Raw genomic sequence first — 14881 nt, 5'->3', positions numbered from 1 at the left:
ATGGTCATCGTCAGTCCTTGCGCTGCTTCTTCAGAAAATCGATCTCGAAGCCCGGCTCGACCGGCGGCGGCGTCTTCTTCGCGGGGGCCGAAGCCACCGGCAGCGCGCTGCCGAAGTCGGTCGATGCGAAGCTGGGCGGCACACGAACGCCCTGCTCGTCCTTGGTGACGAGGCCGCGGTTCTCCAGGTCCTTCATGGTCTTGTTCACCATCTCGCGCGAGATGCCGGCGTACGACGCGATCAGGGCCTGCGTGATGCGCTTGTCGTAACCGCCGTTCTCGGACGGGGCCAGCTGCGTCAGTTCATGCAGCACCCGACTCACGAGTTTCTCGACCGAGGAGGTGGTGACGCGGCGCAACTGCGTGCGCAGGATGCCGATGCGTCGCGATTCGTGCTCCAGCAGGCCGATCAGCAGGTCGGGATACTTGGCGCACAGCATGCGGACATGCCCGAGCGGGATGGCATAGACAACGGTCGGCAAGGCCGCGATGACGGTGGCAGGGCTCTTGAATTCGTCATGGCGAAGGGATGGCGGCAGGAAGAACTCGTCCGGGCGAATGAAGTCCGTGGTGACTTCCTCATGGTTCCCCCGGCCTTGCAAGGCCACCCGCAGCAGACCGGTGGCGACACAGAAGATGCTCTGCGAGCTTTGCCCGCTGGTCAGCAGATACTGGTTGCGTTTGTAGGATCGGACATCCACGACTTTTTTCAGATCGTCTCGCTCGAACTGGGGCAGGCAGGAAGTCAGTGGGTGCAGGTACATGCGTCTTGCGGCAGTGCGCGTTCCGGTGACAAGCTTTCGTTCTTTTTTTCGAGCGGCGCCTTCTTTTTCGACACCTGTCCCGAACGCCTGGTCAGGAGAGGTGGATCCTCGATCGGTGCAACGGGGCTGTCTCGCTTCGTACCGACGAGCCTGCGGTGGAACGCCGCCGCCCGCCGATTCAAGACTGCGGCCCATGCCCCTGGCGCCTGCCTCTGCACAGGTCATGCATCTGAAAAGAGGTGGAATTCATCGGCGATGGCGCTCGAAACGGCGAGCAGTGAAAGAGAAATGGATAGTAGGAACTATTTCATTTTGTTGCACAAAGAATGTTTCTCGTTTGTGTCCCAGATCACAAAGATGGTGTGCCCGACCGGCCACGCCGTCTCGCGATCTGATCCTGCGAGGCGATAAAAAACCCGCGTTGCCTTGCGACAAGCGGGTTTTGGAGAAGCGCGATTTCTTTACTGACAACGCCCGCGCTGGGGTGCGCCCGGGTGTGTCGGCACTCAGTGGATCCGGCGCCAGTCCTCAGTGGCAGCCCAAGCTCGGAACAGCGGCGCCGCCGTGGTCGGATCCGTGTCGTACAGATTCAAGCCGAGTCCTGGAGAGAAACTGAGGAAGATATGTTTCGCACTCTCTGTCCAATCCAGCATGGCCATTGACCAGTCGCTGAACATTCTTCGCGGTACGGCTCTGCGCTCCAAGACCTTCACATGGGCGTGGCGCTGATCGGGAAGGATGCGAGCAAACAATGATTCGACAGCATCCTCTTTGCCCTCGAGATACTGAAGGAAAACACCCTCCAGTACCGCGAGACCACCCGTGATTCCAAGTGAAGGATTGTTTTTCTGCGCCTGTCTCAGCAGGGCGCCGAGGTCGATCGGTTCGTTCACACGGCTTGTGTAGATCAATCGATAGAAGGGCAGAGTTTCTGACATCCGCCGGATGGTATCGCCTTGTGATCGCCGGATGCCTGCCTGTGATTGGCTTCAGCGCCGCTTGGAGGGCAGTGCGGTCTCAGGCTTCGGGTCTGCACCAGCGGGTGCAATGGGATCGTCTCGATAGCGAAGCTGGTTGCCTACACGGCTGGGATATTTCAGCGCGTCCATCGAGCCCGCGCGGCCCGTAAAGGGGTGCATCTCGGTGCCGGTGTAAGTTTCGCGGTGGAGAGGAGGCCTTGGGCCGGTCGTCGGGCCGGGAGCGGAGATGCTCTCATCGCCCTGACTTTGCAGCGCGTCGAGCCCCTTGGCCGTGATCGTGTGCAAGTGGTTCGGCGTGCCGTCTTTTCGTGGGCTGGCAACTTCCCGAACATAGCCTTCCGCGCGCAGTACCGCCAGACCTTCGGAGGCCGGGCGCCCCAGGCTCTGGCTGATGGCTGCGCCGTGTGATAAATCCATGCGGGCGACGACGCGCAAAACGGCGAGGTGGTCCGGAGAAAGGGAGGCGGAGGATGGTGCGGTCATTTCACATTCTGCATCCCGCCGGCTGACCTCGACTGGGCACTGTGCGGGTCTGGCAATCGGCTGACTACCAGCGCCTCGCACTGCCAAGAGCGGTTTCTCGGTACGGGTGGGCGGCCGGTGGGGCGACCGGTAGACCCACAGTTTGAAGACGCTTGTACGCCTCAAGAAGTGCTTCCCGCGCACCATGATCGCCGGCAGACATTCTTCGCAGCGCGTCCGCGTACTGATCGGTGGCGGTGTGCCACTCAGCTTCGCTGTGTGTACCGAAGTTCATTGAATTTCCGTTCGATCTGTTCATCGGTAGGTAAGAACCCAAGGTGTACCCTTTTGTACGGAAAAGTAACTCAGGGTAGATCAACGATCTTCACCGTCGAGAGTGTGTACTCGCAAGTTTTGTGAATTTGGTCACACGCTGAGTTTCCGGGAGCCCCAGTCGCGCCGCCCTCTGAGGCGATAGCTCAAACGCGTGAGGGCAAGCCCATGGCTGAGCTCACTGGCCGCGAAGGTTGCCCTTGGCCGCTTCAATGTGCTTTCCAGCCCTTTCACATGCTTTGGCCGTGACTCCCAGACGCATCGGGCACAGCACTGGAAAGGCGTCGCCGGCCATCCCAAGGCTGCCCGAAGATCGATCTGAAGAGTCGTTAAGTCGAATGAATACCTAAGAATCACTTTTAACAATCGTTAATTAGTAATTATTAACTTTTCCTTCGTGAATCTCGTTTTTCTAAAACTTTATGCCTCATTTAATTCGAGGAAACGCAAGACACATTTTGTATGATTCATTGATCACTTAGCTGTGTTTAGTGCATCCGCGCAATGTGCACGGATTCCCATCGCGTTTTTCAGCCTTAGGAATGAAGTAATGAAAGTTGTTCGCAAGCATGGTGGCGAAGTCGCCGACGCAACGGTAGAGACTCTTTCGCTGGACCAGCCCTCCATCGTTCATCTTCGAATCGCCCCCGAGAACGTGAGTCGCTTCGAGCGCCGCGGGGCCGACCTCGCGCTAGTTCTTCAAGACGGCAGTGTCACCGTGCTTCGCGGTTTCTTCTCCGTGTATCCGGACAACGGACGCAATGATCTGGTGCTCGAGGACGAGTCCGGTGTCATGTGGTGGGGCCAGTACACATCGCCATGGACGCAGTTCCACTTCACCGAGATCGAATGGCTCGACGCCGTGCCGGCCTTGCCTGTGACGGACGGTTTGCCCGGCTGGTTGATTGCCGGACTGGCCGTGCTGGGGCTTGGCGCCGCGGCCGGTGGCGGCGGCGGCGGCGGCGGCGGCAGTGCGCCGCCCCCGGCCCCGGTCAACAACAGCCCCTCCGCGAACGCGAATTCGCTGGAGGTGCGTGTCGGCAGCACTGGCCAAGGCCGCGTCGACGCCCGCGATCCCGACGGCGATGCCGTCACCTTCAGCGTCAGCAAGGTGCCTGCCAACGGCGAGGTGGTGATCGATCCGCGCACCGGCGAATTCGTGTACACGGCCCGCCCCGGGTATGTCGGCACCGACAGCTTCGAGGTCACCGTCGACGACGGAAAGGGCGGCACCGCGACCATTTCCGTGCCCGTCACCGTGACCAACGACGATCCTGTCGCCAGCGCACCGCCGGTGACCACGCCCGAAGACGAGCCGGTCAGCGGCAAGGTCACCGCGGAAGACGCCGATGGGGACACGGTCAGCTTTGCCGTCGGAACGCCGCCTTCGCACGGGACGTTGACACTGGATCCGGCGACCGGCGACTACACCTACACGCCCGACCCCGACTACCATGGCGGCGACAGCTTCACCGTGACCGTGAACGACGGCAATGGCGGCAGCACCACCGTGACGGTGCCGATCACCGTCACGCCAGTTGCCGATGGCTTCGCAGACGCCGACGAAGTCGTCTCCGTGCCCGAAGACGGCGGAGCGATCAGTGGCTCACTGCTGACGGGCAGTTCGAGCGTGGATGGACCTCTCACGGTCACAGGGTTCAGCCTGGCCGGCCTCACCGGCCCCTTCACTCTCGGAACCGCCTATACGGTGCCGGGGCAAGGCACCATCACCGTCAACGCAGACGGGACCTACAGTTTCGTCGCTGTGCCGGACTGGAACGGCGACTTCCCAGTGATCAGCTACTCGATCACGGACGGGACCAGCACCGACACGTCCACCCTGACCCTCACGGTCACGCCCGTCAACGATGCGCCTGTGCCGAGCGATCCCAACGAAGGGCTGGATCCGGGCGATCCGGGGTACGTGCCAGGCCAGACCTTTGATCCAGCGACGGGCGACTATGGTCACACGACCGCCGAAGACAAGCCTGTATCAGGCCGAGTCACGGGCAGCGACGCGGACGGCGACGCGCTGAGCTACACCAAGGGCAACGACCCGGCCAATGGCACCGTGGTGGTGAACGAGGACGGCAGCTACACGTACACGCCCAACTCGAATTTCAACGGCACGGATGAATTCACCGTTGTCGTTGATGACGGGAAGGGCGGCACGTCCACCAGTACCGTGACGGTCACGGTCACGCCGGTCAACGATGCGCCTGTGCCGAGCGATCCCAACGAAGGGCTGGATCCGGGCGATCCGGGGTACGTGCCAGGCCAGAGCTTTGATCCAGCGACGGGCGACTATGGCCACACGACCGCCGAAGATGAGCCTGTATCAGGCCGAGTCACGGGCAGCGACGCGGACGGCGACGTGCTGAGCTACACCAAGGGCAACGATCCGACCAATGGCACCGTGGTGGTGAACGAGGACGGCACCTACACGTACACGCCCAACTCGAATTTCAACGGCACGGATGAATTCACCGTTGTCGTTGATGACGGGAAGGGTGGCACCACCACCAGCACGGTGACCGTGTCGGTCACGCCCGTCAATGATGCTCCGCTGGCTTCGAACGATGGCCCGATTTCTGTGACGGAGGACACGCCGGCCACCGGCAACGTTCTGAGCAATGACAGCGATCCGGATGCTGGCACCACGTTGGTGGTGACGCAGTTCACAGTGGGCACCTCCTCGTACGACGCGGGGCAGACCGCCACGATTGCGGGCGTGGGAACGCTGGTGATCAATGGCAATGGTGCATTCACTTTCACGCCTGCACCCAACTACACCGGCGCAGTGCCAAGCGCGACGTACACGGTCAGCGACGGTGCTCTCACCGACACTGCCGTGCTCAGCTTTGGCAACGTTACGCCTGTCAATGACGCCCCGGTGCCGAGCGATCCCAACGAAGGGCTGGATCCGGGCGATCCGGGGTACGTGCCTGGCCAGAGCTTTGATCCGGCGACGGGCGACTATGGTCACACGACCGCCGAAGACGAGCCTGTATCAGGCCGAGTCACGGGCAGCGACGCGGACGGCGACGCGCTGAGCTACACCAAGGGCAACGACCCGGCCAATGGCACCGTGGTGGTGAACGAGGACGGCACCTACACGTACACGCCCAACTCGAATTTCAACGGCACGGATGAATTCACCGTCGTCGTCGACGATGGGAAGGGTGGCACCACCACCAGCACGGTGACCGTGTCGGTCACGCCCGTCAACGATGCTCCGCTGGCTTCGAACGATGGCCCGATTTCTGTGACGGAGGACACGCCGGCCACCGGCAACGTTCTGAGCAATGACAGCGATCCGGATACTGGCACCACGTTGGTGGTGACGCAGTTCACAGTGGGCACCTCCTCGTACGAAGCGGGGCAGATCGCCACGATCGCGGGCGTGGGAACGCTGGTGATCAATGGCAATGGTGCATTCACTTTCACGCCTGCACCCAACTACACCGGCGCAGTGCCAAGCGCGACGTACACGGTCAGCGACGGTGCTCTCACCGACACTGCCGTGCTGAGCTTTGCCAACGTTACGCCTGTCAATGACGCCCCGGTGCCGAGCGATCCCAACGAAGGGCTGAATCCGGGCGATCCGGGGTACGTGCCTGGCCAGAGCTTTGATCCGGCGACGGGCGACTATGGTCACACGACCGCCGAAGATGAGCCTGTATCGGGCCGAGTCACGGGCAGCGACGCGGACGGCGACGTGCTGAGCTACACCAAGGGCAACGATCCGACCAATGGCACCGTGGTGGTGAACGAGGACGGCAGCTACACGTACACGCCCAACTCGAATTTCAACGGCACGGATGAATTCACCGTTGTCGTTGATGACGGGAAGGGCGGCACGTCCACCAGTACCGTGACGGTCACGGTCACGCCGGTCAACGATGCGCCTGTGCCGAGCGATCCCAACGAAGGGCTGGAGCCGGGTGATCCGGGGTACGTGCCTGGCCAGAGCTTCGATCCGGCGACGGGCGACTATGGCCACACGACCGCCGAAGATGAGCCTGTATCAGGCCGAGTCACGGGCAGCGACGCGGACGGCGACGCGCTGAGCTACACCAAGGGCAACGACCCGACCAACGGCACCGTGGTGGTGAACGAGGACGGCACCTACACGTACACGCCCAACCCGAATTTCAACGGCACGGATGAATTCACCGTCGTCGTCGACGATGGGAAGGGTGGCACCACCACCAGCACGGTGACCGTGTCGGTCACGCCCGTCAACGATGCTCCGCTGGCTTCGAACGATGGCCCGATTTCTGTGACGGAGGACACGCCGGCCACCGGCAACGTTCTGAGCAATGACAGCGATCCGGATGCTGGCACCACGTTGGTGGTGACGCAGTTCACAGTGGGCACCTCCTCGTACGACGCGGGGCAGACCGCCACGATCGCGGGCGTGGGAACGCTGGTGATCAATGGAAATGGTGCATTCACTTTCACGCCCGCACCCAACTACACCGGCGCAGTGCCAAGCGCGACGTACACGGTCAGCGACGGTACTCTCACCGACACTGCCGTGCTCAGCTTTGGCAACGTCACGCCGGTCAATGACGCTCCGGTGGTCGTGGCCGATAGCAACACGACGCTGGAAGAGACGCCATTGACGGTAACGGCGGCGAATGGCGTCCTGGCCAATGACGGCGACGTTGAGAATGGCGCCATCACCGTAACGCAGTTCACTGTGGAAGGTGTGGTGGGCACTTTCCTGGCCGGCGAAACAGCGTCAATCACCAACGTAGGCGCCCTGACGATCAACGCGGACGGGGGCTACACCTTCATCCCTGTGCCGAACTACAGCGGTCCCGTTCCGGTGGCAACGTACACGGTGTCGGACGGGGTATCGGCGTCGAGCAGCACGTTGACCTTGGCCGTGACTCCCGTGACCGACGCTCCGGTCATCGCGGCTCAGGCCGATTTCAGTATCTCAGGCACACAACTCACAACGTATGCTTGGAACGGTATCTCACAGGTCAACGCTGGCGGGACGGTTTACAACCTGACGGAAAATGCGGGAGACGGCGCGTCGGCTGCCACGTTGAAAGGCGCAATCGATTACCTGGTGGCGAATCGTCTAAACGAGGCGACTCAAGGCACAACGACGTCGCTCCAAAGTACTTCGTTGCCAACGCTTCAGGCGAAGCTCATTACGGGCTTCATGTATTTGGAAGCAGGGCAAACGTACAAGTTTTCTGGAAGTGTCGACGACAGCGGCATGCTCGTGATCGGCGACGCTGCGCAGGCACACGTGAATTGGCAAGGCACTTCGACGGGGGTGGACAGTCAGTTCACAGTCGAGAAGTCGGGCTTCTACACCTTCGATCTCTATTTGCACAATGCGTCTGGGGTGGGCAACTACAACTTCAACGTTGTGAATGTTGACGGCAGCGCTGTGCAACTGTTCGGCAACACGACCGACATTACGAATGCGCTCGCCGACGGCTATATGGCCTTGGGAGACTTCCAGGACGGCGACGACGCGGATGGCAAGGGCTTCCATGAGCTGGTGTTTGGATATGGCCACACGACGGGCCAAGGTGCAGGCGACCCTATCAGCTTGACGGGTGTCCAAGCTTCAGTGACGGATCAGGATGGCTCCGAGACGCTTTCCATGACGCTGACAGGTCTTCCGGACGGCACGACTCTCACGTACACGAACGTCTTCGCAGACGGCACGTCGACTCAGGGCTCGGCGACGGTGCAGGGCGGGACAGTCGTGGTGGATGGACAGGCGAATGTCGTGTCTTTTGAGAATCTTCAAGTCGATGTCCCGGATGGACTCGGCGGGATGCATCAGGTGACGCTGACGGTAACGGCGAAGGACGGCGCCGCCGAAGCTAAGACGTCTGTTCTGGAATTTCAGGTCAATGCGGGCCTCAATGAGGTCGCGCGCATGAGTGGACAGGCGGAAGATCCTTCCCGTGCCGAGGACGCTGCGCAGCACGCGGACCATCCGCAAAGCAATGCTGCCGATTCGGCCGAATTCGACGCCATGCAGCTTCAGCCGCGGACATTTTTTGCCGAATCCCTCGGATTGGCGAACCTCGATGCCGATGCCTTCCAGGCGGATGAGCCGCAAGCTCACAAGCCGGTGCTCTCCGAACTGCTGATGGCGCCGCAGGGCGAGTCCTCGTTGGACACGCTTCTCTCGTTCCTGCCTCCCGGCAGCACTGTCACCGGCGCGAGCGGCGGCGTCGGACACCCGGCCGGTGAAAGCGTTGCGTACAGCCCTCCGGTGGTCAACCCGCTGGACGACGACCTGCATCACGCGAACCTGGTGGTGGCCTGACCCGTGCGCGGGACTTGGTTGCATACGCAACCAGGTCCCGCACACCGATGGCGGCGCAACCAGCGCCGCAGACCCAACCGAAGGGTGAGATGTTTCTTTTTTTTCGCGAACAGCGGGGCCGACGAGTGCCGCGCTGTTTGCACAAGCTTTCATTCGCGATGGCTGCAGGCTTCTTGCTTTCTGCCATGCCGCCGACGATGACCGCTGCCAGCGCTGAGCCGGCTGTGGCTGATGCGTCAGGAGCGAGCCTGCCTGCAGCGGTGCGTGCCGCCGTGCAATGGCATCCCCGCATCCGCACCACTGCTGGTCAGCTGCTTCAGGCCGGCGAAGGCATCGCAGCGGCACGTGCCGGCTATTACCCTCAAATCCGTGGCGGGGTGGGCACGCAGCTGAGCAATCGCGACATCGCGCCTTACGAGAGTCGCCGGCTGAACCAGTCCTCGCTCACGGTCTCGCAAATGATCTACGACTTCGGCAAGGTTGCTGGCGCGGTGAACCGGGCCGAGGCCGGCGTGGCCACGGCGCGCGCCCAAGAGTTGCTGTCCGTCGATGAAGTGGCGCGCGAGACCGCGCTCGCCTGGATGGAGCTGTACCGTCAGCAGGTTTTGGGCCGCGTGGCAGACGATCAGGTCAAGGGCGTCCAGGCGCTGGCCGATCTGGTGAACGAGCGCGAACGCAAGGGCGCCAGCTCGCGCTCGGACACGGCGCAGGCCAGTTCCCGCGTGGACGCGGCGCGCGCTCAGCAGCTGACCGCGCAGGCGCAGGCCGCGCGCTGGCGCAACCAGCTCACGCAACTGACCGGCGCGGTGAGGCCGGTCGTCATCGCAGGTGAGCCGCCGGCGATGCTTGCCGACGCTTGTCGAGCCGGTATCGACGCAAGCCTGCTGAATCCGCCGGCGGTGCAACTGGCCGAGGCGCAGCGCGCCATCGCGCAGGCCGACCTGCGCGTGGCCGATGCCAACCTGCTGCCCACGTTGTCGCTCGACGGCGCCGTCGGCCGGGGTATCGATGCGCGCTCTCGCCTGCCGGGTGAGAGCGGTGTCTCCACGTCGATATCGGTGAACTTCTCGGCGCCGCTCTATGAGGGCGGCGGCAATCAGGCGCGCAAGCGTGCGGCTGCGTATGCCCTGACGGCGGCCGACGCCGCCGTGGCGCAGGCTCAGCTGGTGGCGCGCCAGAGCTTGCAAGACGCGCAGGCACAGTCCGCGGGCCATGCCGCACGCCAGCCGGTGTTGAGCTCGCGAATCGAGAGCATCCGTGCGACGCGGGATCTCTATCGCCAGCAGTACTTGCAACTGGGCACCCGCTCGCTGCTCGATCTGCTGAATGCCGAACAGGAGTACCACACGGCCCGCTTCGAGCAGGCCGACAGCTTCATCGAGCTGGGCAGGCTGGGCGTGGAATGCCTGTACCAGACCGACCTGCTTCGCACCGCTTTCGCCATCGAGCCGTCACAAACACTGGTGGTCGGGAGCGCCCCATGACGCAACTGCAGGAGATGAACGGCGCCGACGTATCGCCGCAGGCGGCTGCGATGTCCCCGGGGGCGGGCGGATCGTCGCAGCCACAACGGCACGCCCTGCTGCAGTCCGGCTGGTTGGAGGCCGTGCTGACGGTGGCATCGCACTTCCACCTCGATGCCTCGCGCGAGCGCATCCGCGTGGCGGCGGCCTGGAGCAGCAACCTGAGCCCTGAGGAGGGCGCGCGTCAAATGGCACGGCAGGCCGGGTTGAGCTTGCGCCACGTGACACTGCGGCTCGACGGCTTGACGCCGTGGCGGCTGCCGTTGGTGGTTCAGCTCCATGGCGGCCAGGTGGCCGTCATCACGGCCATCACGAACGATGGCCTGCGCCTGATCTTCAGTGGCGACGAGGGCGCCGAAAGCACGCGCAGCGCGGCGGAGCTGCAGCCGCACGTGCAGTTGCTGGCCGTGTTGCGGCCCACGCAGTCGGCGCCCGACTCGCGCGTGGACAGCTACATCAAGCCGGTCGAGCCGCACTGGCTGCGCAGCATCGTGTTGGCCGATTGGCGCCCCTATGCGCACATCCTGCTGGCTTCCTTCATCGCCAATCTCATGGCGCTGGGCGGCATTCTGTTCTCGATGCAGGTGTACGACCGGGTCGTGCCAGCGCAGTCGCTGCCCACGCTGTACGTGTTGTTCGGCGGCGTACTGCTGTCCATCGCCTTCTCTTGGTCGATGCGCAGCGCGCGCATGCACATCACCGACGTGCTCGGCAAGCGCGCCGACCTGCGCATTTCCGATCGCGTGTTCGGCCATGCCCTGCGCGTGCGCAACACCGCCCGGCCGCGTTCCACCGGCACCTTCATCTCGCAAGTGCGCGAGCTGGAGCCGGTGCGAGAGATGCTCACGTCCACCACGGTGGCTGCTGTGGCCGACATGCCCTTCTTCCTGCTGTTCTGCGTGATCTTCTGGTTCATCGCGGGCTGGCTGGTGGTCGTCCCCCTCGTCGCCTTCGTGCTGCTGATCGTGCCCAGTCTGCTGGTCCAGCGCCGACTGCGGGCACTGGCGCAGGCGAGCATGCGCGAGTCGTCGCTGCGCAATGCGATGCTGATCGAATCGGTACAGGGCATCGAGGACATCAAGGTGCTGCAAGCCGAGCCGCGCTTCCAAAACCAGTGGAACCACTACAACGCCGTCAACGCCGATTCGGGCCTGAAGCTGCGCGCGCTGCTCAACACGCTCAGCAACTGGCTGCAGACGGTGCAGGGCAGCGCCTTCGCCGTGGTGATCTTCGTAGGGGCACCCCTGGTGATGGCCGGAGAGATGAGCACCGGCGTATTGGTGGCGGCATCGATCCTGTCCACGCGCATGCTGGCCCCGCTGGCTGGCGTCACGCAGGTGCTCAACCGCTGGCAGCAGGCCAAGGTGGGCAGCGAAGCGCTGGACCAACTCATGCGGCTGCCGGTGGATCATGCGCCTGACGGCACCCGCATCCATCGCCCGGCCCTGCGGGGCGATTTCGAGTTTCGCGAGGCCGTGTTCAGCCACGATGGCGAAGTGCCTGCCCTGAACGTGAAAGGGTTGAAGATCCAAGCCGGCGAGCGCATCGCCGTCCTAGGACGCAATGGGGCCGGCAAATCCACGCTGCTGCAGGCGCTGTCAGGGTTGCTGGAGCCGAAGTCGGGGTCGTTGCTGGTCGATGACGTGGCACTCGCCCACATCGACCCGGCCGACGTGCGCCGGGACGTGGCACTGCTGACGCAGAACGCGCGTCTGTTCCACGGCTCGCTGCGCGAGAATCTCTGTCTCGGCGCGCCGCACGCCAGCGATGACGAACTGATGGCCGCGCTGCAGGCCGTGGGTGCCTGGGCCTTTGTGCGGCAACTGTCCAAGGGGCTGGATCATCCGGTCCTTGAAGGTGGCCTGGGCCTTTCGGGCGGCCAACGACAGAGCCTGTTGCTGGCCCGGTTGCTGGTGCGCCGGCCGCGAGTGCTGCTGCTCGACGAGCCGACCGCCACGCTGGACGAAGTGGCCGAGCGCGAGGTGATCACGCATCTGCGTTCGCTGACGGAAGGCCGCACGTTGGTAGTGGCCACGCACCGGCCCGCGGTGCTGGACGCGGTAGACCGCGTGGTGGTGGTGGATCGTGGCGCCATCGTGCTCGACGGGCCGCGCGAGACCGTGCTCGCCAAGCTGCGCGGTGGCCCTGCGGCCCCGGTGGTGCGCCGCGACGGAGACGTCGCATGAGCGCCCCGGTGGAAGTGGCGCCCGGCGCCCGGGCACCTGGCCCGGCGGTCGCCAGTGGTTCTTCACGTCGCGGAACAATGCCTACATTGGACGATTTTGATGAGGTGCGCGCCAGCCGATCCGGGCGCGTTGTCTGGCTGGTGGCACTGTTCCTCGCGGCTTTCTTCGCATGGGCCTGGTTCTTCGAGATTGATGAGGTCTCCAGCGGCATGGGCAAGGTGATTCCGACGTCGCGCGAGCAACGCATCCAGTCTCTGGAAGGCGGCATCCTGACCGAACTGCGGGTGCGCGAAGGCCAAGTCGTGGAGAAGGGCGCAGTGCTCGCCCAGCTCGACCCCACGCGCGGCGAATCGAACGTCGAGGAAACGGCCGCTCGCTATCGCGCTGCGCTGGCCAGCAGCGCACGGCTGCGGGCCGAGGTCGAAGGGCACAGCAGCCTGCAGTTCCCGGAAGAACTTCGCAAGTGGCCGCAATTGCAGGCTGCCGAAAGTGCGCTGTTTCGCTCGCGCCGTTCCAGCCTCAACGAAACCCTGGGAGGCCTGAATCAGGCGTTAGGGCTGGTGCGCCGCGAGCTGGACATCACCAGCTCTCTGGTGACCAGCGGCGCTGCCAGCACGGTGGAATTGATTCGGCTGCAGCGCCAGGGCGCCGACCTCGAGCTCAAGATCGCCGAGGCGCGTGCCGGCTACATGGTGCGCAGCCGCGAGGAGTTGGCCAAGGCCGACGCCGAGGTGAAGTCGCTCTCGTCGGTGGTGCGCGGCCGAGCGGACACGCTGGAGCGGCTGACGCTGCTGTCACCGGTGCGCGGCGTGGTCAAGCACGTGGAAGTCACGACCATCGGAGGTGTCGTGCCGCCGAACGGTTCGCTGATGACCCTGGTACCTCTGGACGACCAATTGCTGATCGAAGCGCGCATCTCGCCGCGCGACATCGCTTTCATGCACCCGGGTCAAGATGCACTCGTCAAGATCACTGCCTACGACTATGCAGTCTACGGTGCCTTGCCAGGCAAGGTGGTGAACATCGCACCCGACACGCAGCGCGACGAGGTGAAGCCCGAGATCGTTTATTACCCCGTGATGATCCGCACCGAAGCCGACGCGCTGGTGAGCGCATCGGGCCAGCGATTTCCCATCGTGCCGGGCATGGTGACGACCGCGGACATCCGAACCGGCAGGAAGACCGTGTGGGACTACCTCACCAAACCCCTGAACCGCGCACGTGAGGCGTTTCGCGAACGCTAGGCCTTGTGTCGGCCGTCTTTTATCTCAACAAGGAGCTCCCATGAAAATTCATCAACACCATCGTCTGGCGCAACTCGTTGCAGGCACGGCGCTGCTTGCAAGCTGCTTGGGCGCAATCGCTCGCGAGAATCCCATTGACCCCGTGAGCAACCCGAACAAGCTGGACTACCGTGACGTCGAGGCACGCCGCCCCGACTTCAAGGAACCCTTCCTGCGTGACGGCGTGGTGTCGCAGCCGGGCAGGTTCAAACAGGTCGTGGCAGGCTCTGCGTCGACTCAGGTTCGCGACATGCTCGGGCAGCCTCAGCGTGAAGCCGATGGTCCGCGCGGCCGCGAATGGGACTACAACTTCAAGTTCCAGCTGCCGCGGTCGAACAACTATCTGGTATGTCAGTACAAGGTGGTCCTCGACAACAGCGGACAGGCGGTGCGCGAAACGACCTGGCGTCGCAAACAATGCTCGGACCTCGTTGCCAAAGCGGGCGCGTCTGCGTCGTAGCAGCAACGCCCGGTCACTGAGCACTCCAGGCTTCTTTGCGACGGGCGCGGGCCGGCGAAGTGATCCTCCTGAACGCGCACGATGGCAGCAGTCTTAACAAGTGCAGACGGGCGTGCTCGGGTTCGTTGGCAGCGACGGCCTGGTCTGTGGCGAGACCGTGGCCGAGTTCGCGTTCCTCACAACGCCTGATCGTCGACGATGTGATCGCTCAGCGCAGGCCGTTGACCTCGACCACGACGCGACGATCGGGCTGAAGGCAGGCGATCAGTGCCGGGGTCGGCGTGTTGCCTCGGCAATCCTCGGGGCGGGTGACGGGTGCCAACTCGCCCTTTCCTGTGACTCTCAACTTCTCCGGCGCGAGGCGACCCTGGGCCACGAAATAGTGCTTGACCGCCTCGGCGCGACGCAGCGAAAGCGTCTGGTTGTAGGCGGCAGATCCGAGTCGATCGGTGTGGCCTTCGATAGCGATCGCATCGAACTGCAGGCCACCCAGTTGTGCCACGAAGCCGTCGAGCGCGCTTCGACCTTCGGGGCGGAGGGTTGCCGCGTCGAAAGCAAAAAGCGAATCGGCCGAGAAGCTC

The 14881-nt window shown here is 63.6% G+C and carries 9 protein-coding genes; 5 read left to right on the top strand and 4 right to left on the bottom strand.

Translation table 11 applies throughout. From position 1 onward, the window contains the following. Window positions 1-10 precede the first annotated feature (10 nt). From ACSFBC_RS27460 to ACSFBC_RS27450, 3 genes are all read right to left on the bottom strand, one after another. Window positions 11-958 carry a Crp/Fnr family transcriptional regulator gene (locus ACSFBC_RS27460; protein WP_435513501.1) on the bottom strand — a complete coding sequence of 316 codons (948 nt, stop codon included), beginning with the start codon at window positions 956-958 and terminating at the stop codon, window positions 11-13. A 311-nt stretch (window positions 959-1269) separates the two neighbouring features. Then, window positions 1270-1701, bottom strand: a complete 432-nt coding sequence (locus ACSFBC_RS27455; protein WP_435513500.1) for a BLUF domain-containing protein — start codon at window positions 1699-1701, stop codon at window positions 1270-1272. Between the two features lie 51 nt (window positions 1702-1752). Beyond that, entirely contained in the window at window positions 1753-2226 is a 474-nt protein-coding gene (locus tag ACSFBC_RS27450) for a hypothetical protein (protein WP_435513499.1), read from the bottom strand. Between the two features lie 862 nt (window positions 2227-3088). Between ACSFBC_RS27450 and ACSFBC_RS27445 the strand changes: the two genes are divergently transcribed. The 5 genes from ACSFBC_RS27445 (at window position 3089) to ACSFBC_RS27425 (ending at window position 14300) form a co-directional block, all read left to right on the top strand. Continuing rightward, window positions 3089-8848, top strand: a complete 5760-nt coding sequence (locus ACSFBC_RS27445) for a tandem-95 repeat protein (protein ID WP_435513498.1) — start codon at window positions 3089-3091, stop codon at window positions 8846-8848. A 158-nt stretch (window positions 8849-9006) separates the two neighbouring features. Beyond that, window positions 9007-10332 (top strand): TolC family outer membrane protein, encoded by a 1326-nt coding sequence (locus ACSFBC_RS27440; protein WP_435513497.1) that lies wholly within the window; start codon window positions 9007-9009, stop codon window positions 10330-10332. Between the two features lie 50 nt (window positions 10333-10382). Next, complete coding sequence (locus tag ACSFBC_RS27435; protein ID WP_435513594.1) at window positions 10383-12557, top strand: type I secretion system permease/ATPase; 2175 nt, start codon at window positions 10383-10385, stop codon at window positions 12555-12557. Beyond that, entirely contained in the window at window positions 12554-13801 is a 1248-nt protein-coding gene (locus ACSFBC_RS27430; protein ID WP_435513496.1) for a beta-barrel domain-containing protein, read from the top strand. Before ACSFBC_RS27435 ends, ACSFBC_RS27430 begins: the two co-directional genes overlap by 4 nt. A gap of 40 nt (window positions 13802-13841) precedes the next feature. Further along, a complete protein-coding gene (locus ACSFBC_RS27425) occupies window positions 13842-14300 on the top strand; it encodes an outer membrane protein assembly factor BamE domain-containing protein (protein ID WP_435513495.1) in 459 nt (152 codons plus the stop codon). A 208-nt stretch (window positions 14301-14508) separates the two neighbouring features. On the opposite strand, the gene ACSFBC_RS27420 is transcribed toward ACSFBC_RS27425, so the two are convergent. After that, the coding region (locus ACSFBC_RS27420; RefSeq protein WP_435513494.1) for an OmpA family protein at window positions 14509-14881 on the bottom strand (373 nt) is incomplete at its 5' end.

The organism is Variovorax frigidus (assembly GCF_051216515.1).
Lineage (GTDB): Bacteria > Pseudomonadota > Gammaproteobacteria > Burkholderiales > Burkholderiaceae_C > Variovorax.
Note: the sequence above shows the minus strand (reverse complement) of the source record. Positions and strands in the feature narration are given on the sequence as shown.